This window comes from Oceanicoccus sp. KOV_DT_Chl (genome assembly GCF_900120175.1).
In the GTDB taxonomy this organism is placed as follows: Bacteria; Pseudomonadota; Gammaproteobacteria; order Pseudomonadales; family Dasaniaceae; genus Oceanicoccus.
In genome coordinates this window covers 593,072-619,290 of record NZ_FQLF01000005.1, presented here as the reverse complement: position 1 = coordinate 619,290, position 26,219 = coordinate 593,072, and the positions used below count along the sequence as shown (strand labels likewise).

Genomic DNA, 26,219 nt, shown 5'->3' with positions numbered 1-26,219 from the left:
TAGTTTAATTATTAAGTTTCAATTGCTTAGATAGTTTGCCGGGGTTGCCCGGCGGCAAGTCACTTCTTTTATCTAAAAGAAGTAACCAAGAAAAGTGATTCCCCGGTCAGTCGCCCCTGCGGGTACACTGCGCTACTCAGAAAATAACGGGACGCAGTTAATAATAAAACTCTAAGGCGTTTTATTACCCTACGGGCTTCGCCGTTCCGGCTCGTAGCAAAAAGCTTAGCTTTTTGTCGAACTCACTCACAAATTGCACTGCAATTTGGACAACCTTTAGGTTGCCAGTAGGGTGAAAATATTTCCTAGTGTATTTGAGTCACAAATTGCACTGCAATTTGGACGACCTTCAGGTCGCCTGCAAGGTGAAAATATTTCCTAGTGTATTTGAGTCACAAATTGCACTGCAATTTGGACGACCGCTAGGTCGCCCGTAGGGCGAAAATACGCCTTAGCGTATTTGAGTCAAACATTCGTTTGCTCTAAGGGCCGCAAATTTCCTCCGTTGCTCGCCTCCTTTTAGGGGAAGTAAGTCAAGGGCATGAATCGCTTTGCGATTCATTAAGGGATATTTAAACCTTAATTGTTAATTGGCCATCAGATCACATTGTCTCTTGAACTAAGCCTGATTGTGAGTATTATCCGTTTAATAACAAAAACAATACGTTAGGGAAGAATGACAATAGAACGTTAGGCTACTTATACTGACCATTCTGTAATTTATCCCTTTTGACAACATATACCGACTGGTCGGGTTGAAGTAACTTATACCGACAGGTCTATATAATAAGCGTTACATATTTAAAATATGAAAACTAAATATTTACTGTCCATCTTCATCCTAACCCTCCTGACAGGGTGTGTTCTTCATGACACAGAATACCGAGAGACCATCGTCGGCCACTGGAATGGATCTACAGAAAACCAATTTGGACGCTCGGCATATTGTCTTGTTTTCGAAAAGAACGGTGACCATACAATATATAAAATGGATTACTCATCGGATGGCTATAAGGAAGGATTTACAGATAGAGGAAAATGGGAGGTTAAATTTGGGAAGTACATTAATAAAATTACCTCTGTAGAGAGAAATGGCCACACCGAAGACTCGCAATGGCCACATGAGAATAAATTCAAAATCATAGAGTTAACAAGCTCCACCCTAGCTTTCCAAACGGAGCTAAAGGACAATAAAATCTACACAAGCTCAAGGATTGAAGATTGTGCCAAGATCAAAATGTAACAATACGTTCAATGTTCGCCAGCAAGCTGGCTGGACAGCTAAAAGCGCTGCTTCGCAGCAACGCTGCCCATTAACTCAGCGTTAGGCATCTCAAGCTATGAGTAATCCTTGTATTTTTTGCAATTTAAATGGAAAGAAAAGCAAAGAACACTTATGGCCAGAGTGGATGCACCCGTTTTTGCCTTTAGAGGGCGACGGAGAAAATATTCGTGAAACGAATACTTTTAAATGGAAAGAGCAAGTTGATGCCAAAGAACTAAAAAGACAAGGTCATCTTACAACTACAAAATTTCGTGTCGTGTGCAGAGCGTGTAATAGCGGCTGGATGAGCAGACTTGAAAGTGAAGTTAAGCCAATGCTTTCGAAGATACTTCAAAACGAACCGGTAATCCTTGAAAAATCAGATCAAGATATTCTATCACGCTGGATTGCAATGAAAGTCATTGTTGGCGAGTATGCTGATAAAGACATATCGGTAACTCCAAAAAATGACAGAAATACGCTGCGCACTGAAAATAAGGTGCCAGATTATTATGCGGTGTATATAGGCAAGCATGATCACTCATCAGATTCTGCATGGCTTAGGATATCTCAAATACTGGCCACTTCACCAGATGGACCTAATCCTCCACTGGGAAATTTAAATAGAAACTCACAATCAGTTGGCTTTATTTGTGGCCCCCTATATGTTTTTGTCTTTGCAACTAGAGAAAAAGGCATTAAATCAACGGAATTCTTTAACCTGCCAAAGATGAGTAGAATTTTTCCTATAGAAACAGATAAAGTTGTATTTCCTTCACAGCATATACTTACATCAATAGATATGGGTAAAATATCGTGGGCTCTGGATGACATGAAAAAGATGAAAAATGTTCAGTATATTGAGGAAATACCGTGCTAAATAAAATGCCTAACAAATTAAGCAAGCGGGACTGCCTAACCGGCAGCCCCTTCTTAAGGCGTTAGGTATCTACGTGCCACAGAATAAGCAGGAACAGTTACTTTCCTTGATTTCAAAATACTCTATTGGTTCAGAGTTTGTATTTGAGCCCGATGAGTATAGGAAAGGAAATGCAACACGCGAACCTGCTGACCTTGTTTGGTATGTTAATGATTGTGTAGTGCTGATATATATGCGTTATTACCAAAGCGGTAAAGGAGTTAAGAGAAATCAGTTAAAGTCCGAAAAATGCTCGCATCACAACCTAAATCAAGCTCAAGGGTGGCTAAAAGAATGGAAAGGTGGCCGCACTTTAAAAGGAAAGAATGAGCATGATAGCTTTGCAGTACCCTACGAAAATTGTAAACATATACTGGTTTTATCGATAGTTGATGGAAAAAATTGCAGGGGTAAAAGTCATATTGAATTTGCAAACCAAAATGACATTACATGTGCTGGAACGTTACCACAGAAAGTGATTGAAGAACTTGTCAGGCATGGAGCGTCCTCTATTGATATTATTCATTATTTAACTCGAATGGTTTCAAATACCACTGATCATATTGAAGCAAAGGTTGGCATCGACTTTGTTCAAAACGATTTCAAGGCAATTATTGATAAGGTTGACCCCGATCATATGTGGATGAAGGGTAGTAAAGAATCATATGAATATCTTTCAGCTACCATGAAAGCTCTTCTGCATAACGACAATGGAGACACAGAAGGGTTGGCTGATCGATTAACAGACCTCCCAGCAATGGATTACTGGGTCCTAGTTACCTGCATGCTTAGTCAGAGACAAGCTTCCATAGATAATCAGAAGGTGCTGTGGTCACGAATTAATCTCCCAATCACTGGTGTACATATAGTATTAGCAAGCGGTAGCCTTTCAGGTAATGCTGAAAACATGAAAGAAATTCTCAAGCTGAATGATCCAATTGATAACAAAGTACCGTCATTTATGATTTGTTGGAATTTTATTGGTGCTGACCTTCAGAATACTATGATTGCAGTTAATGAATTCAATGAAACCCCTTATACGCAGCGGTTTCTTGACCAATACCTAACAAGTAAAGCAAACCGACGCATAAATGCGCGGCTTCTTTAGGCGTTACGTGTAATTAGTCCGATCACAGAAGGAACGCTCAGATGGCTGAAGCTGACAGTAAACGAAGGATTAAATACGCTTTGCAGCTAGTTGGTTGGAGCTATGAAAATGGCAACCAAGACGTGCTGAAACGAGATGCTGCCAGGGTTGCCCCATCGGAATATCGATCAGAGATGGACGGTTCTTTGTTTTGTCCTGTTTGTTTCACAAATCTAAATAGAGTGCCAAAGCAAAAGGAACATTTTTCTAATGGTCGGGAGGCATATTTTTGCCACTTAGCAGCTTACAAAGAAATCAAGTGCGATCTTCGTTCTAGCAAGCCTGAAGGAAAGAGGTATGAAACATATGAAGAGGCACGTAAAGCTATAGATGATGAAAACCTAGTCATAGTAGATGGGTTTATTAAAGATAAGCCTGAGCTTCCCGATGACGCAGGGGGTGAATACGATGAAACTCCCGTCGAAGATATCGATGGCCCTATCTCAGATGTACCTATAGGACGGCATAGAGGTGAGTCCTTCAAGCTTCCAAGTAAGATTACCACTGTGGCTGGTATTTGTAGGAATTTTGACGAGAATCTCTACAAATATTATTACTTTCCAAATAAAAAATACTCAATACGACTAGTCGATCTGCTTCACCCTGTAGAAAAAATCCAAGAGGAAGATGATGAGCCAAAGCTTTACTTCGGAACTATCGAAAGTACCATCCATTTAGGTGAGCACAAAAGACCAGATAATATACGCATGACCTATTTAAAAAATAATCAAATAGGTGTTCAGGATTTTTGCATCAAGTTACAAGATAGACATCAAAGAAGTCATGGCATTACCGATGCATCAATTGGCAGAACTGTTATTGTTTATGGCAAAGTAAGTGATAACGGTACAGGCCTGTGTTTTAAAAATTTGGGCTGGGGTGAATTTGCATTGCTCCCCAGAAAGTATGATGGGTTGCTAGCGTGAGCACACGTAACAAGGCGCTGCTAGGGTCAAACCTACGCTTCGCTTCGGTTTGTCCCAGAGCGCGGCGTTATAAACAATAATCAAGGATCGATATTCATGAGAAGTATAGCTCTAATATTTGTAGTTTTGTTTGTAAGCGCCTGCGACAACGGGAGTAGCAACAGTGGCGCGACAGTGCCCGAAGAGGCAAGAGGAACCTGGAGAAGAGGATGCCTTGATAGTGCAAACTCCGGATCAACTCAGTCTACTCTCGAAATTTCCGAAACCACCATAACATGGATCTCTAAAGGCTATAATGAAACCCGATGTGCCGGAGACCCATTTCTTGAAACAGAGGATTCATTAGATTACTCCCATATTGGAATGGTTGTAACGAGTGACGGAATAGAAGCCACTCATGCTCGGCTAATTAATAATGAATCAGAGAGTAATTCGGAAATCATGTACTACATTGATGGCTTAAACCTATATATTGCCAGCCATGCCGAAAATTCATGGGTTCTTGATTTTGAGCACCCGTTTGTTAAGCAGCAATAATTTATAACAATTTTAGCCATGCGATGCCGAAAAGCTCGGCGCACATGCTAAAGGCGTTATATGCAAATCATCAGAGGTAGAAATATATGTCAATGAGTCTATATATAATATTAGCTTTAGAGCAGATTCCCTCAGCTACAGATATTAATTCTGCGGCCGAAAAGCTTTCTGTTCCGCTAGAGATTAGCGTTACTGATAATCTATCTTCACAATCTGGTTTTCTGCCAATGAAAGTTTCTGGTTCTGAATCAGGTGTGGAAGTTTATGTCTATGATGCATCAAAATTAAAGGATGAAATCCCACCAAACAGTGAAGTAAATTTCAGTACATCAATAGCTTTTCAATTTAGGTGGGGTGGCGAAATGAAAGAAATGATTGCAGCATTTTATACCGCCAAAGTTTTAATGCTTACATATAATGGTGTAGCTTTTGATTCCGAAAGTGGTATTTACGTAAGCGCTGAACAAATATCTCAAGGGGCTGATGCCATGAGCCAAATGCAGGAATAAAAGCAGGAATAAAAGGGGGGAATAAAAGGGGTCGTATAGGAATAAAAGGGGTCGTATCGATTTAAAAGTGATCAGTTTTGAAAAATAAATAGGGTCGTATCGATTTAAGGAATAAAAGGGGTCGTATCGATTGAAAAATGATCAGTTTGGTTTGGGTGTTCCGAGGCTGGTTGGTGTAAATAATTAAACAATCCGGGAGTGCCGTGATGAATAAATTAGTCTTGATAATTATTGCAATAGTATTGCCGCCACTAGCTGTTTTTCTTAAAAATGGTGCAGGCAAAGATCTTCTTATCAATGTTGTCCTGTGTTTGTTTTTCTATGTTCCAGGCATCCTTCACGCACTGTGGTTGGTTACAAAATAAATTTTTAAGCTGTCTGGCATATACATAATATATTTGGAGTGAATATGAATAATAAAGTTATTGGCATAATACTCATTATTGTCGGTGTGGGTTTGGCCTTTTGGGGTTATGACGTCTACGACGCGGCGGGTTCTAAAGTTAGTAGAGCGTTGAGTGGTGACACGCCTATTGAGGCTTGGGTCGGTATGATTGGCGGGGCGATATGTCTTGTGATTGGAATTATCAAAGTGAAATAAAATGTTTGGGGTTGGTGGGAAGAGTAAAAGTTATTAATACTAAAACGGACACCTACTAACTCCCAAAACCCTCTCCCCAGTCACCGGATGAACAAACTCCAACCCCCGAGCATGCAACAACAATCTCTCCGCCATTGCTTTCGCCTTATCATGCGCATAAAAATTACACCCCAAAATCGGATGCCCAATTTCCGCCAAATGCACGCGCAGTTGATGCGAGCGGCCAGTGATCGGCGTTAACAATATCCGAGTGCAATGATTTTGTTGATCGTAATCCAAAACCTGATAATGCGTACTAGCCGCTTTACCGTGCTCATGATCCACTTTTTGTTTGGGCCGATTGGGCCAATCACAAATTAACGGTAAGTCGATATCCCCTTGCTCTTGCTCCAGCAAACCAAACACCACAGCTTCATACTGCTTGGTAGTCTGCCGTTCAGCAAACAAGCGATTAAGCGCGCGATGACACTCGGCATTCAGCGCCAATACCATCACCCCTGAGGTATCCATATCCAAGCGATGCACAATCCGCGCTTGCGGATAATCAATTTGTATTCGGCTAATTAAGCAATCTTTATTGGCCTCGTGCTTGCCCGGCACTGACAGCAAGCCCGAAGGTTTGTTGACCAACAGCAAGTCATCATCCTGCCACAACACTTCCACCGCTTGATGGCAAGGCGGCACAATAAAATCAGCGGAGGTTTGAGTATCAGGCACGGCGTGGGTCATTTTTATGGCTTTAGTCGGAGGCTAGTTTAACGCAAGTTTTACGTGAGGTCAGATCTAACTTTTATCCCCAGTGAATAACTTTTCCTGGTTACTTCTTTTAGACAAAAGAAGTGACTTGCCGCCGGGCAACCCCCGGCAAACTAACTAAGTAATCAAAACTTAAAATAAACTCGGGCATAAATAGAAAATACGCACTCCGTAGACTGGGTTCCCGATCGGAGTCGGGAATGACAAGTTGTAGTGAAAAAGAACAAATGATTTGCCGCATGGGAACCCACCTATGGTTGCCGCAACTCATATACCAACCGATCCCCAATCAACCCAAAGAAAAACCGCTGATCAGGCAACTGGTCATCCTTACTAAAATAATACCACCCCAAATGCTGCTCACATTCACTACAGCTAGCTAACTGCCACTGATAGCCACCAAACCAACTATGCTCAGCCGTTGCCTGACTGCTGATGCTACACCCTGGCGCATGTTGAAAACAGCGGATGCTGTAAGTGATACCGGCAGGGTTGGTAAAGCGGTATTGTTGATGCAGTCCGATAGTGGTTTGCTGGTTGCTGCGGGTGATGGGGTTGAGGCAAAAACGGCAAAGCCACAGATCGCCGTCGATATCATCCAGCAAATGTAGCATTTTCTCGACTGTATCTAATTGAATATCGCTCATCAGCGGTGCCTCTTTTGTTATTATAGCCAACTTTTCCCAAGCCGAATCCATAAGCTATGACCGCGACAATTGCCCCGACATTAACCGCCCTGCTGCAACAAGTGCTGCCTGCGGCCCGAGCAGAGTTGATGGCGTTACCGTTAACGGCGGGCATCGAGTTGTTTTAATCAATGAAGATTTTCCGCAGCAGCAATTGAGTCATGACGAGATGCTGGCGGTGATGAATTACCCGGCCTATTGGGCTTTTTGTTGGGCCAGTGGTTTAGTGTTGGCGCAATTTATTGTTGAGCATCCTGAGTGGGTCAAAGACAAACGGGTGTTGGATTTTGGTTGCGGTTCCGGCGTGGTGGCGATTGCGGCGGCCAAAGCAGGGGCGGCCAAGGTGATCGCCTGTGATATTGATGCTGATGCATTGATCGCGACGCAGGCGAATGCCAACCATAATCAAGTGGCCATAACGCTCTATAGCGATTTTTATGCTATCGATGAAGCGGTCGATATTATTATCGTTGCCGATGTTTTGTATGACAAAGAAAACCTGCCATGGCTGGCGCGATTTTTAGCGCGAGCAGGGCAGGTGCTGGTGGCGGATTCGCGGGTGAAAAATTTTGATTATCCACCGTATCAACTCATTGATCGCCGTGCGGGCACCACGGTACCCGACCTTGACGAATTTGATGAATTCCGCGATGTACGTATTTATTTTGGCGAAGCTACGGGGTGAGCGTGTTTTAATTTCCCCATGGCGGTGACGCCAATCATCACCACTACAAACCCTAGCAATTGCGTTATGGTTAATACTTCGTCCAATAGCATTACCGCTAAGGCCAGTGTCGCAATGGGCCCTAGTGAGCCAATGGTGCCGGCGGTGGTGGCACCGACTCGCTGGATGCCAGCTGACAACATAAAGGATGGTAGCACTGTACAAAAAATGGCGATGATCAACGTTAAAACATACACCTGTAGTGTTTGTGTTAATAGCGCGGCTGGCGTTTGCAGGCTAATAAAATGAACCGCAATGGCGGTACACGCAGCCAACATGGCGTAGGCGGTATAGAGCTGGCTGGGTAAGCTGCGCATCACAAAGTCGCTGCCGATAATATAAATGGCAAAACAGATAGCACTGATAAAAACCAATCCGCCGCCAAAGTAAAGAGCGGGGATGCTACCTATCGGGCTAGCCATCACGCTGGTTTGGTCGTGCAGTGTCAGATCATTAAAAAAGACAAACACCAAACCCGCATAAATCACGGCGATGCACACACCTTGTGCGAGCCGAATGCGCTCACCTAAGAAAACGACAGCCATAATAGCGACTACGGTTGGGTAAATATAAAGTACCAGGCGCTCCAGGCTGGCGCTGATGTATTGCAAACCATAAATATCAAAGGCGCTCGCTAAATAATAACCGCAGATACCCAAGGCAAAGGTGAGTGCCAGTGTTGGCGCAGGTATTGTTTGATGAAAGCGGCGGCTGGCGTACACAGCGATAAATAAATAAAACGGCAGTGAAAACAGCATCCGCAGTGCCATTACCATCTCCGGCTCGGCGCCCTGACGATAGGCCAGCTTAATAAAAATCGCTTTGCTGGAAAATAAGGCGGTGGCTATTAATACCATGCCAAAGCCCAGCAGCAATTGCCCGGGCGGTGGTGGCTTGTGGTGTGGGTGGTTCATTGGGTTTCCTCCATAGTGGTATTGGAGGGCTGCGATAAGGCGGTTTTCTGCTGGATTAAATGACTGAAACAAAAAGGCCGCGTTCTAATCGCGGCCCTGGGTTATTGTGTGTTGATAAAAGTATTAAGACAATAAGCGACCGCTGTAGCTGGCTAGCCACAGGATCCAGACCTTTACTGTTTGATTGCTGATACTGTTCATTGGGGTTTGTCTAATACTGTACTTATTAATTGTGGTTAAGCGTTTGTAGGATAGCCTGCTTTGGTTATCAAGGAAAGCAGCAATGGTTTCTAACCTAAAAAGATGAAGTATTGCCGAATCGTAATAGGCATATTCTCTTGTCTGATTTAAAGTTTTAAAACACTCCCAGCAAAGCACTCAGGATTTATTATGGCTAACAAAACTCTGGCGACCCAGCCCGAAAAATGTCGACCATTGTCGAATGGCATATGGAAACCGATGTAGCGGTGACCGGCTTTGGTGGCGCCGGGGCAAGTGCTGCTATAGAGGCGCACGATACCGGTGCTGAGGTGATTATTTTTGAGTTGGCCTCAGCTGCAGGTGGCTCTACTGCTTTATCGGGGGCGGATATTTATCTGGGCGGTGGCACACCAGTGCAGCAAGCGTGTGGCTATGAAGACAGCAAGGAGGATATGTTTAATTACATGATGGCCAGTAACGGCGCGCAAGCGGATGAAGCCAAAATCCGCAACTACGTTGAACATAGTCTGGAACATTACCAATGGCTGGTAGGTTGCGGTGTGCCATTCAAAATGTCCGAGCATAAAGAGCGGGCGGTGATGCCATTAAATGATGATTGCCTGTTGTACAGCGGCAATGAAAAAGCCTACCCGTTTAATCAATTGGCCAAGCCGGTGCCCGAGGCCATAACCCGGAAGTGATGGGCGATAAAGGCGGCGCACTGGTGATGAGCGTGATGTCTAACAACGTTACCGAGCGCGGTATACGGGTTGAGTATGAAGCCCGGGTGCTGACCTTGATCATAGATGATGAAGGTGCAGTGCAGGGTTTGGTGGTACGCATCAATCAGCAGGAGTTAAATGTTCGCGCCCGCAAAGGGGTGATTCTTTGCGCCGGTGGTTTTGTGATGAATGACGCCATGCTGAAACAGTATGCGCCGGATTTATTGCGCTGCAATTATCAAACGGGTAACCCGGGTGATATGGGTACCGGCATTTTAATGGGTATGGGGGTCGGTGGTGCAGCGATAAATATGCATGAGGGTTTTGTCAGCATTGCTTACTATCAACCGGCGTCGTTAACCAATGGTATTTTTATCAATCAAATGGGGCAGCGCTTTATTAACGAAGATTGTTACCACGGTCGGGTGGGTAGCTTTGCGTTAAAGCAACCGGGGGACCGCATTTTTCTGGTTTTTAATGTGGAAGACTATGGTAACTACGAACAGATAAATTATATTTTTGCGCCGGTGGCTGGCACTGGTGATTCGGTCGAAGAGTTAGAGCAGGAACTGGAATTAACGGCGGGTTCATTAGCGGGTACGCTGGCCATGTATAACCAGCATGCAGCCAAGGGTGAAGACCCTTTGTTTCATAAATCTGCCGAGTGGTTAAAGCCAATAGAGCCGCCATTGGTGGCGTTGGATTGTACGCCTGGCCGTGGTGCGTTTTATTCCTTCTTTACCTTGGGAGGTTTGGATACCCAGCCAAGCGGTGAAGTGCTCTCCGCCGAAGGGCAGGTGATCAAAGGTTTGTATGCGGCAGGCCGCACTGCTTGTGGCATCGTGCGTCGTGGCGATGGTTACAGCAGTGGTATGTCGGTGGGGGATGCCACGTTCTCAGGCCGGTTGGCCGGTAAGGCAGCAGCGAGCCGTTAGTTTGGGTAAGTAAAGGTTTGCAAAAAACCATTAAGGTTGGCTTGGTGGTAACTAAATACTGTTATGATCTTGAGCTCGTTTCAATCTTGGTCAGTGGAGTTGCTTATGAATCGTATTGCCCTACTATGTTTTACTTTATTGCTGTCGATACAAGTGCAGGCAGCTACCGTTTTGGTGACTGGCGCAAATCGCGGCATAGGTCTGGAATTTGTAAAGCAGTATGCAGCACAAGGCTGGACAGTCATTGCCACCAGCAGAAAACCAGCAAAATCCAATGAACTAAATGCTTTAGCTAAAGCCAATAGTAATATCAAGGTTGAGCGTCTGGATGTGACTGACGTGAACGATATTGCCGAGCTAGCCGCCAAATACAAAGGTCAGCCGATTGATGTGCTGATTAATAATGCCGGTGTTCTGGGCGACTATGAAAAACAAAAAATGGGTCAGTTTGATTACGACGAATTGGACTGGGTTATCAATGTGAATGTCAAAGGCCCGCTGCGGGTCAGTGAAGCCTTTTTGGAAAATGTTAAAGCCAGTGAGCAGAAAAAAATTGTGGTGTTAGCGAGTGCCTTGGGTTCAATTACCATGGGGCCATTTATCTCTAATATGTATTGGTATAAAATTTCCAAGGTAGGCATGAGCATGGCTATGGCTTCTATGCAGAAAGATTTAAAAGATGATGGTATTACTGTTTTACGTCTGGGGCCTGGTATGGTGAATACCCGTTTGTTAGCGGCCTCCGGTGCTGGTGGCAAAGGTATTGAACCACCTGAAAGTGTTGCCGGGATGAGGGATGTAATCGCCAAGGCGAATCCGAAAATGGGTAAAAAATCCTATAACTATGATGGCAAGGCAATACCGAATTGATTTGGGTGTTGTGTAAAAAAAACCGGCTTGGATGGCCGGTTTTTTTATGGCTAGGTTTTAGTTGGTGCTGCGGAATTATTATTCCGCTTAGTCGTATTATTGTCAGAATAAATACGATGCACCATAAATAAGCTGAAGTCATCCTCGGCGTATGCCAGGGATCCAGAGCTACAGGGTGCAAAATAGCTAGTTTTCCTCGAGTTTAATTCAAACTCCCAACTACGCACTTCGTAGTACTGGATGATTCGCTGCGCTCACCCTAAAGGGCCGCACATTCGTGCGTTCAACGCACTGTGTGCTTTTGTCCCGATCGGAGTCGGGAATGACGAATAAAGAATCGAGTCTTTAGCTCAATTCAACAGGTTCGTATTACTATTGAAGGCCGAAACCCTAAAGCGATTTATTTAACCCGGACAGCAATGCGATCAAGTTGGGAATGACGAATAAATAATTGGGCTTCTGTTTTGATTCGGTTGCGTTTCATGTTGTTAATGAGGTTTGAAGTTTTACAGAAAAAATTAAGGTGGTTTTCGGAATGGCGCACAACCCCGACCCTATTCCTTCGCCAGTCGCCGCTTAGTCAGCTTGGTGGGCAGCGCTTGTAAAGGATCATCCGGCCACGGGTGTTTTGGGTAGCGTCCCTTCATTTCTTTTTTTATCTCTACATAACTACTCTGCCAAAACCCTTCCAGATCTTGTGTTACTTGCAAGGGGCGTTGCGCTGGCGACAGTAAATGAATTTTGAGTTTTATCTTACCGTTGGCAATGGTAGGTGTGTGGGTGCAGCCAAACATTTCCTGCAGTTTGACTTTTAACAGTGGCGGGTTTTCGCTGTAGTCAATTTCGATATTGGAACCGGAAGGTACGCGCAGATGTGTCGGTGCCAGCTGATCCAATTGTTGTGGTAATGGCCAGGGTAATAAAGCGTTGAGAATATTGGCTAAATCCAACTGCTTGAAATCGGCGAGTTTATTGATAGGGTCAAGATAAGGTTCCAGCCACTGGTCCAGCGTAGCGAGTAGCGCTTGATCAGATAAGTCAGGCCAGAGCTTGTCGTTTTGTTGCTGCTCGCTTTGAAAAATTAAATTGACTCGCGCCCGCCATTGCTGAAGTTTTTTAGTCCAGGGCAGCAGGCCCAGGCCGCGCTTTTGCACTAGCGCCAATACGGCTAGGCGTTTGCTGTCAGGGTCAATCGATGGCGATTTTTTTCGTTGAATAATTAATTTTCCCAGCCATTGCTGTTGTTCGGCAACAAAGCGATCGGAGTCGTCCTGCCATTCAATATTGTTCTTGTTGCTAACCAGGTGTTGCAGTGCATTTTGCAAGAGTAGTGGGTCAAAAGCGCTACCGGTATAAATCGTATCGTGCCGGCTTTTTCCGGTGCTATCGATACGACCACCGAGTTCCACTACTGCCAGCCATTCATTCGAACTTAATGCCTCGGCGGGATTGATTTGCGCAATGCGGCCGTTGCTTAATTGATATTGTTGCTGGTTGTCAGTTTTGCGGCGGGCAATGCGGTCCGGGTAGGCGCAGGCTAACAGAAAGCCTATGGCGTGTTGCGGCGGTAGGGTATTGGTTGCCGTTGCCTTGAAAGACCGGCTCAACTGGGCGAAAGATTTAGCTTGTTGTTGTGTGCGTCGCAGCCAAGCCTTGTGTTGGCTATGACAGGGTGTGTCGCCCATTACTACCGCCAAGTGCAATTCCAAATCACCGCCAAACTCGCGGCTTAATGGACTGCGGTCAGCTAACAGTGCTGCCAAGGCGCAGGCAGTATCTAGCAATTGATAATCGACGCTGCATAGCAGCATATGCGCCAGCCGTGGGTGCGTGGGCAGTATCGCCATCCGTTGGCCATGCTCGCTGAGTTGCCAGTGGCTGAGTTTGCGGGTTGCTGGTCCAGTCTTAGTAGTGATAGCCCCAAGCTGAGCCAGTAAATCCAGGGCTTGATTAAAGGGGCCGGCAGGCGGTGTATCCAGCCACTGTAATTCTTCAATATCATCAATGCCCCAGGATAATAATTGCAAGGCGAGTGGGGCCAGATCGGCTTGTAGAATTTCCGCCGGTGATTGTTGCGCCAGTTGCTGTTGTTGCTCTTCACTCCACAGGCGATAGCAGACTCCGGCGCTTAAACGACCGGCGCGGCCCATGCGCTGAATGCTGGAATCTTTGCTGATCGTGTTGGTGCGCAAACGGGTCATGCCGGTGGCAGGGTCAAAATTCGGTTGCCGGCAAAGGCCGCTATCCACCACAACGGTAATGCCTTCAATGGTTAAACTGGTTTCGGCAATGTCGGTGGCTAACACAATTTTACGCAGGCTGTTATCCGCCAGCGGTGCGATCGCTTGTTGTTGTTCTGCCAGACTGAGTGCGCCGTACAGTGGCAGTACCACCGTATTGTCCGTTAAGCGTGATGTTAATTGTTGCATCACCAGGTGAATTTCACCTTGGCCGGGAAGAAAAGTCAGGATACTGCCGCGTTGTTCTGTTGCCGCCTGTAATAGCGTAGTGGTGACGCGCTCAACCACATTGTCGTCAAATCGCTTGGCCTGTTGATAGATGATTTCGACCGGATACATTTTTCCATGGCTGCGTACAATGGGGGTTTGGTCTTTACCTAACAATTGAGCTATGGCGTCACCGTCCAGCGTTGCCGACATGACGATGAGTTTGAGAGGCTGCGCGGCGTCTCGAAATAACTCCCGGCTTTGCAGGCTGAGCGCCAGACCGAGATCACCATCCAAACTGCGCTCATGGAATTCATCAAAAATAATAGCGGCAATGCCTTCCAGCGCCGGGTCTTGCATTAACAGCCGCGTGAGGATGCCTTCGGTAATGACTTCAACACGAGTGTGTTGGCTGACTTTGCTGTCTTGCCTGACGCGGTAGCCTATCGTGTCGCCGGCTTTTTCGCCTAGCAATTCGGCCATGCGGTGGGCGGCATTGCGGGCGGCCATTCGTCGGGGTTCCAGCATAATAATTCGCTGGCCCTGTGCCCATTCCTGATCCAATAGCGCTAACGGTACCAATGTGGTTTTACCGGCACCGGGGGGGGCTTCCAACACTAGCTGATGCTGTTGCTGCAAGTGCTGCTGAATCGCTGGCAGAACTTCGCTAATCGGTAGCGTTGGCAGGGTGGGACGGTTCAAAGGTTTGTCCTTTGCTGGGCAGTGTTAGCCGCAGAAATGGGAATGTTATTCGTATAGCCGTTATTCGTATAGCCGTTATTCGTATACTAACGGGTCAGTAGCATTGTTGAGAGTAAACGCTTCCAGGCGCTCGACACAGGAGCCACACTTGCCGCAAGCGAGTTCGCGGCCGTTATAACAGGTCCAGGTTTTACCGTAGTCCAATCCCATCGCCAGCCCGTCGCGTAAAATTTCGATTTTATCGCCGTTGAGATAGGGTGCCACCACTGCGATGGGGTCGTAGTTTGCCAGTAGCGAGGCCTTGCCCATGGCTTCTACAAATTCGGGACGACAATCGGGATAAATCGTGTGGTCGCCGGAGTGTGCGCCGTACCAGACTTCGCTGGCGTTTTCATTCACTGCGTAGGCAATCGCCAGTGAAATTAAAATCATGTTGCGATTGGGCACCATAGTGGATTTCATATTATCCGCTGCATAGTGCCCTTCAGGAATATCTTGCTGACTCGCAGCCATCAGTGAAGAATTCGACATCAGACTTTGCATGGCGGTAATGTCGACGATGTTATGGGGATGTTTAACTCGGTACAGACCCGCTCGGCAAAGGCCAGTTCTTTGTTATGGCGCTGACCATAATTAAAGGAGACTGCCAGCACCTCATGGCCGGCGGCCACGGCTTTATTCAGTATGGTAAAAGAGTCCATGCCGCCTGAGTAAATCACTACCACTTTCATCGTGTTGCTGTGCCTTATTGGTTGATAGGGTGGGTTTATATCGTTGGTTTAAATAATAGGGGGCTTATTATAAGCATTTATAGCGGGTTTATCGGCATTATTTTGGGGTTGATGCCGGTCCTTAAGGCTGGCGCTGATGCACCAATACGCCAGCTGCCCAGGTTTGGGCAATGGCCCGGTCATCTCCCAGCATGCTGAGCACAAATAGCTGTTCAAATAAATCCTGACACTGGCGTAGCCGATAATCGATAAACGGGGTGCAGCTTTTATCAATGACTACAAAGTCTGCTTCTTTGCCGATGCCAAAATTGCCAATCACATCCTGCAAGTCCAGTGTAGTGGCACCACCTAAGGTAGCCAGGTAAAAACTTTTTAACGGCGATAAGGTTTCACCGCGCAGCTGTAAGACTTTGTAAGCATCATTAAGTGTTTGCAGTAGCGAAAAGCTGGTGCCAGCACCAATGTCAGTGCCTAGCCCGACATTAACTTTATGTTTGGTTGCGGTGCTCAGTGGAAATAAACCGCTGCCCAGAAATAAATTGGAACTGGGGCAAAAGGCTATGCCGGTTTCGCTGGCGGCAAGGCGTTGCCATTCTTCATCTTTAAGATGAATGCCGTGGGCCAAGATGCTGCGGCGACCTAATAAACCGGCGTGATCGTAACAATCCAGATAGTTTTTTCGCTGCGGAAAGAGGGATTCAATCCAGGCCACTTCATCGACATTTTCCGCGATATGACTCTGTAGATAGACATCGGGAAATTCCGTTAGCAATTGACCGGCTTTAGCTAATTGTTGTTCGGTAGAGGTACCCGCAAAGCGTGGCGTTACGGCATATTGCAAACGTCCGTGTTTATGCCATTTTTCAATCAGTGCTTTGCTGTCGTGGTAGGAGGATTCGGCAGTATCCAGTAGATTGTCCGGCGCATTGCGATCCATCATTGCCTTACCGGCAATCATACGTAAATTCTTGCTACTGCAGGCGGTAAAAAAGGCGTCGATAGATTGCTTGTGTACCGTCCCAAATACCAGCGCCGTGGTGGTGCCGGCGCGTAATAACTCAGTTAAAAATAATTCGGCAATGGTGCCGGCATAGTCTTCGTCGGCAAACTGCGCTTCGGTTGGGAACGTATATTTATTTAACCATGGCAGTAAGCTTTCACCATAGGAGGCAATCATTTCTGTTTGTGGGTAGTGGATGTGGGTGTCGACAAAACCGGGTAGCAATAGACTGTTAGGGTGTTCTATTAATTCAATATCGGCAGCCAGTGTAGGCAGTAAATCAGTTGCCTGGCCTAAGGCGCTGACTTTGCCCTCGTCAATCAGCAGCAGACCATCGGCAAAATATTGATAAACGTCTGCCGCTGCAACTTGATCAGGGTCAGCAAGAAAATGCAGAATGCTTGCTCTATGCGCGGTTGCCATGTGGAGTCCTATGCGGTTGCGGTTTTGCCGGGTGGTGACTTTGCCATTAACGCTGCTGCAATTATACATAGCCTGAGCAATTCGGTACCATGTTTGCCCTTGTCGCGACGCTTGGCGATGACTTTTCTTTCAATTGCAGTGGGATAAAAACGTGTCAAACAAGCAATACATTAGTGCCCAACAGTTGCTGGACGATTCCTTTGCCTTAGGGTTACAAGTACTTGAGGATGCTTATGTCCCCGATTTTATTATCGGTGTTTGGCGCGGTGGCACGCCAGTAGGTATCGCAGTACAAGAATTGTTAGCCTACTTTGATATTACCAGTGACCATATTGCAGTGCGGACCTCTTTATATAAAGGCATAGAACAGCGCGGCAGTTTGGTGGAAGTGTATGGTTTGGACTATGTGATAAACCGTGTAAATGCCGCTAGCCGTATTTTGCTGGTTGATGATGTGCACGACAGTGGCTTAAGCCTGCAACAAATTGTGCAGGATTTAACAATCGCCTGCCAGGACCGTATGCCAATGGTGCGTCTCGCTACCCCTTATTACAAGCCCGCGAATAATAAAGTGGGTAAGGTACCCGATTATTTTGTTCATGAAACGGATGATTGGTTGGTGTTTCCCCACGAGTTAGTGGGATTGACCGCGCAAGAAATTCTTGGCAATAAGCCCGGTGTCGACGTGTTGAAAGAAAAATTAATGGCAAAGGTTGATTGAAAAATGTTATCTGATCTGTTGGCGCCATGTTATTTGCTTTTAAAATATCGATTTTTATTCATCGAGTCTTTAATTGTTTACCTGATTTAATCGGTTAAAGGCTGGTAAACTATTGATCTCGTTTATTGGCATTGCAAATAAGTATGAATCCGGTGGCGGTATTCGAAATTGTAAAGGTCATTTCGTGTCATCTTTCGAAAAATTGAACTTTTTGAAAACAATTCCCAGTTTTTATCAAGTAACTGTGATGTGTATTTTTGGGGCAGGTCAAATATTATCAAAACCCGTTAACTAGAAACTTAGCGACCTTTATCGGATTTTTTTTGCATCATACTATTATTGCTCCCCTGTTAATAATAATGGAGTTTTAAAAATGATAAAAAAATCCCTTTCCAAATTTGTCGCTGCATTGGCATTCTCTTCTTTGGCGGCTGTTGCTCACTCTGCAACGGTTACCGTTTCCGGTCAAATTGATTCTGCCTCAGGCGCGTTAGCTTCACTCGCACCCGCTGGCACTCCTTTTACTGGTGATTTTGATTTTGACACGCAGCTAAACTCAGCCATGGTGCTATTGTCAGGTTTTTGTTTTAACACTGACGCCGCAGGCCAGCCGCCCTCAAGTGCAACCTGTCCAGTGACTAAATCCGCTGTTCCGATTTTTGCTCAAGGCGAAACGGTTTATACCGGTGCGGTAAATCCTCCAGGAACCGTGTTTGATCAAGCGGGTACCACTTTTGACGGCACTTCTGGTTTGTTAGCCATTCTGGCTTACTCACCATCATTTGGCGTCAATATCGCTATTGATATGTTGTTTAACTCAGATGGCACTGGCACCTTAACTACCAATGCTGGCTTCCTTGGTGGCGCTACTGGTTCATTGACCTGGAATGCCCCTTCTGAAGTACCTGTACCTGCAGCAGCCTGGTTGTTTGGCTCGGCGGTTGTTGGTTTGGCCGGTGTTGGTCGTCGTCGTTCGACGGTAGCATAAACGTTGGGCTTTGTTGTTTAGGTCTCAACTCATAAGCCTCAGCTTTCTTGGGGTTTGATCAAATGGTTCTCTTCGGTGAAACGGGAGGACCATTTTTTTTGCATGGCGGGTCGCTGAGCGAGGCGAGTAATTGAGATCCGTGGAGTGGATATTTTCAGTTTATATCTGAGTTTAATTGTTAAGTTTAAATTTCTTGGATAGTTTGCCGGGGGTTGCCCGGCGGCAAGTCACTTCTTTTGTCTAAAAGAAGTAACCAAGAAAAGTGATTCCCCGGTCAGTCGCCCCTGCGGGTACACTGCGCTACTCAGAAATTTGCGGCACGCGATCCGAACTCGCCTTTTTTGATACTCAATCAAAAAAGACTCAAACATTCGGTCGCTCTAAGGGCCGCAAATTTCCTCCGTTGCTCGCCTCCTTTTAGGGGAATTAAAGTCAAGGGCATGAATCGCTTTGCGATTCACTAGGGGATATTTAAACCTTATTGGCCATCAGATCACATTGTCTCTTGATCTATGCCTGATTGTGAGTATTATCCGTTTCATAACAAAAACAATGCGTTAGGGAAGAATGACAATAGCACGTTAGGATATTTATACTGACCATTCTGTAATTTATCCCTTTTGACAACATATACCGACTGGTCGGGTTGAAGTAACTTATGCCGACTGGTCTATATAATTAGCGTTAGGTTTACCATGAATCGAGCCCTATTTATCATCGTAATTATGTTCAGCATCGTCGGTTGCGATTCCGGGAACGAGCCGCCAAAAGGCTATGTAGATTCTTGCTATGGTGGCGAATGGAGTGAAAAGTTAGTAGGTAAAAGCCCTGCTTATTCCGCCGTTATTGATATTCAGAAAGACCAATGGCCAAAACTTAAGGGAATTCTTGCGCAGCTGGCAAAAGATAATGAGCTAGATTACTTTGATTCAAGTAGGGAATCGGAAACCTTATCTATGTTATATGTTTCGGCATGCTCCAAGAAGGGTTTGTGGGTAAATTTTGACAAGCGAGTGTGGTCATTTGAGGGGGGCGAGCCGCACTCCCCACTACCTCTAATGGCGAAGGTCTACATCTATGATAACGTCAATATTTGGGAGAAAATCCCAAATGACTTGGATAATTTACTCAGGTCAAATTGGCCTAAGGCAGTCGATACAAATCATGGCTATAAATCAAGTCTTCAAGATTCACTGTTTTAACGGGAAAAAACCTAACAAAAAGCTGCACACGGAAACATTTTACTACGCTCGTTTTTGTGCATTCCGCTGCGCTGCATTTTTTCACAAAAACGCTCTCCGTAAAATATTCCGGTGAGCTTGGCGTTGTGAGTATCGAGAATATGCACAATGAGCGATGAAAGTAGAACTGCAGAAGATTTACACAAAGCCGGAGAACTTAAAGAAGTAAGTGAGCTACTCTGGGCTGAATATAACAAAGCTAGAGATCTTCAGACTAAAGCAATTGATGATTTTGATAAGTCTCTTTGGCTTACAAATTCTGGCGCTGCCACAATTACAATTGGATATATTACATCGTCTGATAATCCTACAATTATGCAGCTAATAGGATCAGGTATATTCGTTATGGGTATACTTTCTCTAGTGGCAATGAAATTTATCGGTGAATATAACGCAGTTAGAGACTCCGAAAGACGCTTTTCTGCTTCAGGGTCTTTTTTCAAAAATGGCGCGAAATTGTCAATTTTCGAAAAAATCCGAGACAAGAAATTTGATCGTTTAACGTGGTTTTATAGAAAATTTAAAGCGGCTGCAGGTCTTTGTTTTGTGGCTGGCTGCATTGTTACGTTAGTAGGACTATATCCGCTAATAGAAGGTAAAACTCATAACAAGGGGCTGCATTCGACCTCCGGCCACAGTCACCTTTTGTGCAATAAAGCCGCACAAAAGGCGCCTGCAGCCTCCGGCGAATGAGCACGGCGATATGTATGGAAGCTTTTTATGAGTTTTAAAGGTTATTTTTTTATATTGATTCTGGCTGTCTCTGGCTGCACTACCTATCAGCTAGAGCCAGTAGTGGAACAAGCCACCGAGGAATCTCCCAAAAAATACATTCTTATTCAATTAGTATTAGTGAAAATACAAAAGTATGGAATAGGAATGAGATCCTTGAAAAAACTAAAGAATCCCTAGGTCATAGCGTAAAGCTAGACTCCATCCCAAAAATCACAACCCAAGCTAAGATCAATTATCACCTTGATATAGGTATTAAGTATTGGCACAGAGGAGCAGGTGGCGATGCTTTTATTAGTGCGCTGAGCTTAGGTCTCATCCCAACCTGGGGAGAAAATAAAGACCTCTTCATATACATATTTGACTTATATAAAAATGGGGAGCTCCATAATTCGCAAACCTATTCAGTTAATGAAAAACATTATAGCCATATACTCCTTCTACCTTTTGCAATCATAGATTTTATGGCTCCTAATAAACCAATTGAATACTATGTAGAGGCCCTACATGCTAATAAAAACATATAAGGCCTGGTAGGCGTGACTGAACCTCCCCCGATAAAGTAGATATCAAGTCCTTTGATTTTATTATTAACTGTACCCCGAAGGGGGCGACTGACCGGGGAATCACTTTTCTTGCTCACTTCTTTTAGACAAAAGAAGTGACTTGCCGCCGGGCAACCCCCGGCAAACTATCCAAGTAATCAACACTAAAAATTAAACTCCCATACTAGTAAAGAAACAATCACTCCGTAGCTCTGGATCCCACGCCTGCGCGTAGGATGACGACCTGGAAATCAAGTTTCAACTTTGCATTTCATAGAGTTGGCCTTGTATTGATAAGCTCAAATGCTACAAATGACATTTTATCCCGGACAGCAATGCGCGAAAGCCGGGAATGACAAGCAGCTAAAAACACCAACCACCTACCACATCAAATCACCAGTAGCCGTACCAAGAAACCCGGCATCCGCCGTCAACGACCCAGTACCATCGTCATTAAACGTAATATTGATAATGATATTCACACCAAAAGACGGTGAATAAGCCAGTAGTGCCAGTACCCCTTGATCACCATCGAAAGTGGTACCCGCTTGAGTAAAATCAGTACCGGCGGGGTTGACTGCGCCGGTGTAATTACTGTTGCCATTGGCATAAATCGGTACTGCGGTTTTGGTGACCGGACAGGTTGGGCTTGCCGGTGGCAGTCCAACGACGTCAGTCGCAAAACAGAAGCCGCTAAGGAGTACTTGTGCGGAATATAAATCGCCTTCAGCTAAATCAAATTCACCGGAGAAGGGGGTGCCGACGGGGGTGAGTGAAGCCAGTGCACCAGTAGCCGCAGTGATAGTGCCGGTTAAAATAAACGGCGGCAGAGTAGCGGTTATTTGAGCTGTGTCGCTATCGCCAGTGCCATCCGGGCGATTGTTCACGGTCATCTCTACGACATAGTCACCGGGTTCGCGGATACTATCCAGAGTGGGTTGCGCCGTTGTCGGATTAAGTAATGTTGCCGGCGTACAATTAAAAACGCTGCAACTGGGTTGCGACACAATGATCCAACTGTAAATCAGTGGATTATCAAGCGGGTCGGAACTTGCACTGCCATCCAGTTGCACTGATACCGCGGTGGGTTTGAGGGTGATGTCGGTACCGATGGTAGCCATGGGCGCAATGCCTAACGATTCTCGTAAGTGCGCTTCCGCGTCAGCTGCGCTAACCAAGGTGGTGGTCACCGATCCGCTATTGGCAACCAGGTTGGCGGCGTCAGTGGCAAATGTGAGGCTACTAAAATCGAGTGTAAGTGATTGTGCTTGCAAGTGAGCATCGTCGCTGATTTGAATGCCGTTGCTGGCATCGCCGTCACTATCCAGGCTGAGTAGTAACCGGGAAATATTGAGTACGGTGTTGTTGGCGATGGCGGTAGCACCGGCAATATCCAGAGGTGTGACCACGGCTTTGGCTGTGGTGCTGGTAAAGTTAATGCCGCCAATTGAAAAGACTACCGATTCTCCCTCAATATAACTGAATTCACCGCTAGCTGTGGTGAAGCCTGATTGGGTTTCAGTCGTAAAAGCGATATTAGCTACCGCCGCGTCAATAAAAACACCGGTGCTGATTGTGGGTGCTGGATCAGGTTCGGGCTCGGGATCGGTTTCAGGGTCAGTTTCAGGATCGGTTTCAGGTTCTGGGCCGGGTTCCGGTGCGCTCGGAGTGGCGTTGGGTAGCGGATCAAATCCATCCTCGACTGATGGTGATTCGCTGCTGCAGCCAGCTACTAATAAAGACATTAGCAGTAGCGTGGTGGCGCAGTGCGATGCTGTTGTTGTTTGGAGGCGAGTGGCTCGGGAGTGAATTAAATCTTTATTTTTTATCATGCTGCTAACCTCAAAAAATTAGGCTCTGGAAAATAGGTTGAGTCGGGAAGTATCGGTTTCAAGCTGAAACTGGTGACCATATCTGTGCGTACAGCATGCGTGCTAACGCGCTGTGCAAGTCATTTATTATCATTCTTGTTGCTAATTAATTTACCTAACGCGAGTTGCGGGTTAAAGGTCAGGCATCGCCATATTCGACGAAATTGGCACTTATTAACCTGCGTCTAAAATGACGGGTGTCATTAAATGTCAGCTTAAATGACTCTGAATTTAATGGATATATGCGGCTGGCTGGATAGCCGTTAAGATTATTTTCGATCAATTTGAGCTTGGTATCACTGAGTAATTGCAGCTGGCCAGTATTGGCTATCGTTGTTGATCACATAAAAATAACATTGAAATTCAGAACATTAATCACCGATAAATATTCGAAATTTCTGCTACAGAATAATTTTTAGGCGGGTAAAAAATGACAGTACAAAAAATAGTTCCGGTCGTATCAGCGTTGATGCTGGTATTACTGGCGCAGCAGAGCAGTGCGCAATTAGAAGAAGTGATAGTGACCGCGCAAAAGCGCGCCGAAAGCCTGCAGGATGTATCGGTGTCGGTATCTGTAGTCACCGGCGAAAAACTGTCTGATCAGGGTATTTCCCGCGTTGAAGAATTATCCGTGTACATTCCCAATTTAACGTTATCGGAAACCGGTATTGGTACCCAGTTATTTGTTCGTGGTATTGGTTCAGGGATTAATCAGGGTTTTGAACAGTCGGTAGGGACTTATGTTGATGGTATTTACTATGGTCGCGCGCAGCTAACGCGCTCACCTTTTTTTGATATGGACCGTATTGAAGTATTGCGTGGTCCACAGGTGACGTTATTTGGTAATAATAGTATTGGCGGCGCGTTATCGCTTAATACCGTTGCGCCTAGCCAGGAAAGTGAAGCCAGTGTATCGGCACTTTATTCTCCGGAATACGGCGAGACAGAGTTTACTTTGATTGCCGGCGGTGCACTGACTGATAATATCAGCGCCCGAGTCGCCTACCGTAAATTTGATCTCGACGGCTATTTATATAACGAAAGTTTAGATCGGGATGAGCCGCAGCGGGATTTTGAAACCTTGCGTGCCTCCTTTAAGGTGGAGTTTAGTGATGCAATCGATTCCACGCTGAAGTTGGAGCGATCGAATTTTGATGTTGAGGGTCGACAGATTGCAGTGTTAGGTGGTATCAAAAATTCATTTGGCGCTGGTAGTAGTACCTCTGGTTTTAGTTTTGCCGGTGGTAATGTGCCAAGCCCGACCGCCAATATGACGTTGGCAGAGATATATAATAATCAGAATTTTTTCGGCAATACCGATTACCTGGCTGCCGATGGCAATTCATTAGTATTCAGTCCAGACGGAAGTAGCCGCTACAGTAATGGTGATTACAGCGACAACACCACCAATAATGTGACGCTTACTACGCGTTTCGCCCTGCCAGCTGAATATGAGCTGTCGATGATTTATGGTTATCTGGATTATGAATATGACGAAGTCTGTGATTGTGATTTTAGCGGTCTCCTTTTGTTCGATTACAACACCATGGAAGACTATCAGCAGCAAAGTCTGGAATTGCGTTTTACCTCGCCTGGAGGACAAACTGTCGATCTCATAGGCGGTATTTATCTGCAAAAAGATACGCTTGATTATGACGATCAATTGCGTATCCCCGAGACCGGTTCAGCGATTCAGGATGTAGTGGCTGGCATCGCATCGGTGGCCGCATTGGCGCCGGATCTGGCCAGTGTCAATGTGCCGCGACGTTTTGATCAGGACAATGAGCAGCAGGCCATTTTTGGTCAGCTTACCTGGAATCTGGCGGATAATTTCAGAGTGATGGTGGGGGCGCGTCGCTCGCATTATAAAAAGGAAGCTACCCGGATAATGGACTTTGTTAATACCGATGGCAGTCTTCCGGATGATAACGCTGGCTCAGCACTGGCTCCGGGTGGCGGTTCGCGCCTGGAAAGTCTGGACTTTCTATTCGGTAGTGTTTTTGGTGCCTATCGTCACACTGAAGAGGGGGAGAGAGAGCGTTACAAAACGTCTTATAACGTTATTGCTGAATGGGATTTGAGTGACGACATTTTATTGTACACATCGTTGACTGAAGGCTTTAAGGCGGGTGGCTATGATGTACGGGCTAACTCTCCTACCTCTTCTAATAAACAACCTGATAATGCCTCGATACCGGTCTCACGTCCCGGTACCTTTGAATTTGATGATGAAGAAATCACCGCCTATGAAGCGGGAGCAAAAATGCGCCTGAGTGATTCAGTCGAATTGAATATGGCGTATTTTTATACCGAAATTGATAGTCTGCAAGTCAGCACCTTTGATGGCAGTGTCGGTTTTAATGTTACCAATGCTGGTAGGGCTAGAACGCAAGGGGTTGAGGCCGAGTTGCGGGTGGCGTTAACGGATAACTTACTGCTAATGGCTTCAGTGGGTACGCTGGATTTTGAATTTTTGGATTATGAAAATGGCTCTTGTATCGGCTCTGACGAATTAATCATTCAGAATAATCTTCAGTTGCCATTGCAGCGCAACTGTCGCTTGCAAATAGATAGCAACAGTCGTGCGTACCTGTCTGATATGAAAGGCGAGACTAATATTTATGTTGCGGATTATTCCGGTTTGTTATCGTTGGCTTATAACCGCGAAGTATTTGGAGTATTACAATTTAACGGCAGCATAGATTATTCATTTACCGATGAGTATTTTGCCAATGAAAATCTTGACCCTAATATGAAACAGCCTGCTTATGGAAAATTTAATATTCGCCTGGCACTAAGCGATCTGGATGAGCAGTGGACCGCGGCATTATTAGTACGCAATGCTACCGATGAAACCACTATAGGTTTTGCCAATAACGTGCCGTTGGCAACCTCACAATTTGCAGCGCCCAGTTACTATGCCTTTTATGATCAGGGCAGAAGTTGGGCATTGCAGCTTAAATATAATTTTTAGGACCGATGTTTGTGGACTGTCCGAACCTCGGTAGAATGATAGTCTTTAGTAGTGATTGTTGATCTAAATTAGGTGGTTGTTTGAGTGTTTAGGATCAGGTATTGGTTTAGGTTGGCGGCGATACGGTAAAAAA

At 45.5% G+C, this 26,219-nt stretch carries 22 protein-coding genes and 1 pseudogene; 16 read left to right on the top strand and 7 right to left on the bottom strand.

Going from position 1 to position 26,219, the window contains the following annotated elements; all coding sequences use genetic code 11:
* Window positions 1-1,340 precede the first annotated feature (1,340 nt).
* The 7 genes from UNITIG_RS20220 (at window position 1,341) to UNITIG_RS20190 (ending at window position 5,903) form a co-directional block, all read left to right on the top strand.
* Window positions 1,341-2,144, top strand: coding sequence for a hypothetical protein (locus UNITIG_RS20220; protein WP_101760146.1), 804 nt, complete (start codon window positions 1,341-1,343; stop codon window positions 2,142-2,144).
* Between the two features lie 73 nt (window positions 2,145-2,217).
* Window positions 2,218-3,291 carry a hypothetical protein gene (locus tag UNITIG_RS20215; protein WP_101760145.1) on the top strand — a complete coding sequence of 358 codons (1,074 nt, stop codon included), beginning with the start codon at window positions 2,218-2,220 and terminating at the stop codon, window positions 3,289-3,291.
* Between the two features lie 41 nt (window positions 3,292-3,332).
* Entirely contained in the window at window positions 3,333-4,256 is a 924-nt protein-coding gene (locus UNITIG_RS20210; protein ID WP_101760144.1) for a hypothetical protein, read from the top strand.
* A 96-nt stretch (window positions 4,257-4,352) separates the two neighbouring features.
* The gene (locus tag UNITIG_RS20205) at window positions 4,353-4,793 is read left to right on the top strand and encodes a hypothetical protein (protein WP_101760142.1); all 441 of its coding nucleotides are present in this window, start codon (window positions 4,353-4,355) and stop codon (window positions 4,791-4,793) included.
* A gap of 86 nt (window positions 4,794-4,879) precedes the next feature.
* Entirely contained in the window at window positions 4,880-5,302 is a 423-nt protein-coding gene (locus UNITIG_RS20200; RefSeq protein ID WP_101760140.1) for a hypothetical protein, read from the top strand.
* 206 nt (window positions 5,303-5,508) lie between these two features.
* Window positions 5,509-5,667: a YqaE/Pmp3 family membrane protein gene (locus UNITIG_RS20195; RefSeq protein WP_101760139.1), complete on the top strand. Its 159-nt coding sequence runs from the start codon at window positions 5,509-5,511 to the stop codon at window positions 5,665-5,667.
* 44 nt (window positions 5,668-5,711) lie between these two features.
* Entirely contained in the window at window positions 5,712-5,903 is a 192-nt protein-coding gene (locus UNITIG_RS20190; protein ID WP_101760138.1) for a DUF3185 family protein, read from the top strand.
* Window positions 5,904-5,942: 39 nt separating this feature from the next.
* Here the strand turns inward: UNITIG_RS20190 and UNITIG_RS20185 are convergent, their stop codons facing one another.
* Window positions 5,943-6,632 (bottom strand): pseudouridine synthase, encoded by a 690-nt coding sequence (locus UNITIG_RS20185; protein ID WP_101760137.1) that lies wholly within the window; start codon window positions 6,630-6,632, stop codon window positions 5,943-5,945.
* 278 nt (window positions 6,633-6,910) lie between these two features.
* Window positions 6,911-7,306: a cereblon family protein gene (locus UNITIG_RS20180; RefSeq protein WP_159931242.1), complete on the bottom strand. Its 396-nt coding sequence runs from the start codon at window positions 7,304-7,306 to the stop codon at window positions 6,911-6,913.
* Window positions 7,307-7,499: 193 nt separating this feature from the next.
* Here UNITIG_RS20180 and UNITIG_RS20175 point away from each other — a divergent pair, with 193 nt between their 5' ends.
* Window positions 7,500-8,030, top strand: a complete 531-nt coding sequence (locus tag UNITIG_RS20175; RefSeq protein WP_235015535.1) for a methyltransferase — start codon at window positions 7,500-7,502, stop codon at window positions 8,028-8,030.
* Here UNITIG_RS20175 and UNITIG_RS20170 read toward each other — a convergent pair.
* On the bottom strand, window positions 8,006-8,983 hold the full coding sequence (locus tag UNITIG_RS20170) for a DMT family transporter (RefSeq protein WP_101760135.1): 978 nt from the start codon (window positions 8,981-8,983) through the stop codon (window positions 8,006-8,008). The two genes, UNITIG_RS20175 and UNITIG_RS20170, sit on opposite strands and share 25 nt — an antisense overlap.
* 425 nt (window positions 8,984-9,408) lie before the next feature.
* On the opposite strand from UNITIG_RS20170, the gene UNITIG_RS25225 reads away from it, so the two are divergent.
* The 3 genes from UNITIG_RS25225 (at window position 9,409) to UNITIG_RS20160 (ending at window position 11,711) form a co-directional block, all read left to right on the top strand.
* Complete coding sequence (locus tag UNITIG_RS25225) at window positions 9,409-9,885, top strand: FAD-binding protein (RefSeq protein ID WP_255399703.1); 477 nt, start codon at window positions 9,409-9,411, stop codon at window positions 9,883-9,885.
* Entirely contained in the window at window positions 9,885-10,841 is a 957-nt protein-coding gene (locus UNITIG_RS20165) for an FAD-binding protein (RefSeq protein WP_255399702.1), read from the top strand. Before UNITIG_RS25225 ends, UNITIG_RS20165 begins: the two co-directional genes overlap by 1 nt.
* Window positions 10,842-10,946: 105 nt before the next feature.
* A complete protein-coding gene (locus UNITIG_RS20160; RefSeq protein WP_159931241.1) occupies window positions 10,947-11,711 on the top strand; it encodes an SDR family oxidoreductase in 765 nt (254 codons plus the stop codon).
* Between the two features lie 554 nt (window positions 11,712-12,265).
* Here the strand turns inward: UNITIG_RS20160 and hrpB are convergent.
* The 3 genes and pseudogenes from hrpB to guaD form a co-directional block, all read right to left on the bottom strand.
* The gene (hrpB, locus tag UNITIG_RS20155) at window positions 12,266-14,860 is read right to left on the bottom strand and encodes an ATP-dependent helicase HrpB (protein ID WP_235015534.1); all 2,595 of its coding nucleotides are present in this window, start codon (window positions 14,858-14,860) and stop codon (window positions 12,266-12,268) included.
* Between the two features lie 75 nt (window positions 14,861-14,935).
* Window positions 14,936-15,561 (bottom strand): annotated as a pseudogene (gene queC / locus UNITIG_RS20150) (7-cyano-7-deazaguanine synthase QueC).
* A 151-nt stretch (window positions 15,562-15,712) separates the two neighbouring features.
* Window positions 15,713-17,014 carry a guanine deaminase gene (guaD, locus tag UNITIG_RS20145; RefSeq protein WP_101760133.1) on the bottom strand — a complete coding sequence of 434 codons (1,302 nt, stop codon included), beginning with the start codon at window positions 17,012-17,014 and terminating at the stop codon, window positions 15,713-15,715.
* Between the two features lie 151 nt (window positions 17,015-17,165).
* Between guaD and UNITIG_RS20140 the strand changes: the two genes are divergently transcribed.
* The 4 genes from UNITIG_RS20140 to UNITIG_RS20120 all read left to right on the top strand — a co-directional run bounded on the left by UNITIG_RS20140 (window position 17,166) and on the right by UNITIG_RS20120 (window position 20,657).
* Window positions 17,166-17,735 (top strand): phosphoribosyltransferase, encoded by a 570-nt coding sequence (locus tag UNITIG_RS20140; protein ID WP_101760132.1) that lies wholly within the window; start codon window positions 17,166-17,168, stop codon window positions 17,733-17,735.
* Window positions 17,736-18,108: 373 nt separating this feature from the next.
* Window positions 18,109-18,723 (top strand): VPLPA-CTERM sorting domain-containing protein, encoded by a 615-nt coding sequence (locus UNITIG_RS23770; protein ID WP_101760130.1) that lies wholly within the window; start codon window positions 18,109-18,111, stop codon window positions 18,721-18,723.
* Between the two features lie 695 nt (window positions 18,724-19,418).
* Window positions 19,419-19,925, top strand: a complete 507-nt coding sequence (locus tag UNITIG_RS20125) for a hypothetical protein (protein WP_101760129.1) — start codon at window positions 19,419-19,421, stop codon at window positions 19,923-19,925.
* Between the two features lie 147 nt (window positions 19,926-20,072).
* The gene (locus UNITIG_RS20120; RefSeq protein ID WP_101760128.1) at window positions 20,073-20,657 is read left to right on the top strand and encodes a hypothetical protein; all 585 of its coding nucleotides are present in this window, start codon (window positions 20,073-20,075) and stop codon (window positions 20,655-20,657) included.
* 964 nt (window positions 20,658-21,621) lie between these two features.
* Here UNITIG_RS20120 and UNITIG_RS20110 read toward each other — a convergent pair.
* Window positions 21,622-23,073 carry a hypothetical protein gene (locus tag UNITIG_RS20110; protein WP_159931240.1) on the bottom strand — a complete coding sequence of 484 codons (1,452 nt, stop codon included), beginning with the start codon at window positions 23,071-23,073 and terminating at the stop codon, window positions 21,622-21,624.
* Between the two features lie 469 nt (window positions 23,074-23,542).
* On the opposite strand from UNITIG_RS20110, the gene UNITIG_RS20100 reads away from it, so the two are divergent.
* Window positions 23,543-26,086, top strand: coding sequence for a TonB-dependent receptor (locus UNITIG_RS20100; RefSeq protein WP_101760125.1), 2,544 nt, complete (start codon window positions 23,543-23,545; stop codon window positions 26,084-26,086).
* Window positions 26,087-26,219 lie beyond the last annotated feature (133 nt).

Bases quoted from the DNA above. Each gene is read 5' to 3' on its own strand.
- UNITIG_RS20220 (WP_101760146.1), top strand. From the start codon at position 1,341: ATGAGTAATCCTTGTATTTTTTGCAATTTAAATGGAAAGAAAAGCAAA.
- UNITIG_RS20210 (WP_101760144.1), top strand. From the start codon at position 3,333: ATGGCTGAAGCTGACAGTAAACGAAGGATTAAATACGCTTTGCAGCTA.
- UNITIG_RS20205 (WP_101760142.1), top strand. From the start codon at position 4,353: ATGAGAAGTATAGCTCTAATATTTGTAGTTTTGTTTGTAAGCGCCTGC.
- UNITIG_RS20200 (WP_101760140.1), top strand. From the start codon at position 4,880: ATGTCAATGAGTCTATATATAATATTAGCTTTAGAGCAGATTCCCTCA.
- UNITIG_RS20195 (WP_101760139.1), top strand. From the start codon at position 5,509: ATGAATAAATTAGTCTTGATAATTATTGCAATAGTATTGCCGCCACTA.
- UNITIG_RS20190 (WP_101760138.1), top strand. From the start codon at position 5,712: ATGAATAATAAAGTTATTGGCATAATACTCATTATTGTCGGTGTGGGT.
- UNITIG_RS20185 (WP_101760137.1), bottom strand. From the start codon at position 6,632: ATGACCCACGCCGTGCCTGATACTCAAACCTCCGCTGATTTTATTGTG.
- UNITIG_RS20180 (WP_159931242.1), bottom strand. From the start codon at position 7,306: ATGAGCGATATTCAATTAGATACAGTCGAGAAAATGCTACATTTGCTG.
- UNITIG_RS20170 (WP_101760135.1), bottom strand. From the start codon at position 8,983: ATGAACCACCCACACCACAAGCCACCACCGCCCGGGCAATTGCTGCTG.
- UNITIG_RS25225 (WP_255399703.1), top strand. From the start codon at position 9,409: ATGTCGACCATTGTCGAATGGCATATGGAAACCGATGTAGCGGTGACC.
- UNITIG_RS20165 (WP_255399702.1), top strand. From the start codon at position 9,885: ATGGGCGATAAAGGCGGCGCACTGGTGATGAGCGTGATGTCTAACAAC.
- UNITIG_RS20160 (WP_159931241.1), top strand. From the start codon at position 10,947: ATGAATCGTATTGCCCTACTATGTTTTACTTTATTGCTGTCGATACAA.
- guaD (WP_101760133.1), bottom strand. From the start codon at position 17,014: ATGGCAACCGCGCATAGAGCAAGCATTCTGCATTTTCTTGCTGACCCT.
- UNITIG_RS23770 (WP_101760130.1), top strand. From the start codon at position 18,109: ATGATAAAAAAATCCCTTTCCAAATTTGTCGCTGCATTGGCATTCTCT.
- UNITIG_RS20125 (WP_101760129.1), top strand. From the start codon at position 19,419: ATGAATCGAGCCCTATTTATCATCGTAATTATGTTCAGCATCGTCGGT.
- UNITIG_RS20120 (WP_101760128.1), top strand. From the start codon at position 20,073: ATGAGCGATGAAAGTAGAACTGCAGAAGATTTACACAAAGCCGGAGAA.
- UNITIG_RS20110 (WP_159931240.1), bottom strand. From the start codon at position 23,073: ATGATAAAAAATAAAGATTTAATTCACTCCCGAGCCACTCGCCTCCAA.
- UNITIG_RS20100 (WP_101760125.1), top strand. From the start codon at position 23,543: ATGACAGTACAAAAAATAGTTCCGGTCGTATCAGCGTTGATGCTGGTA.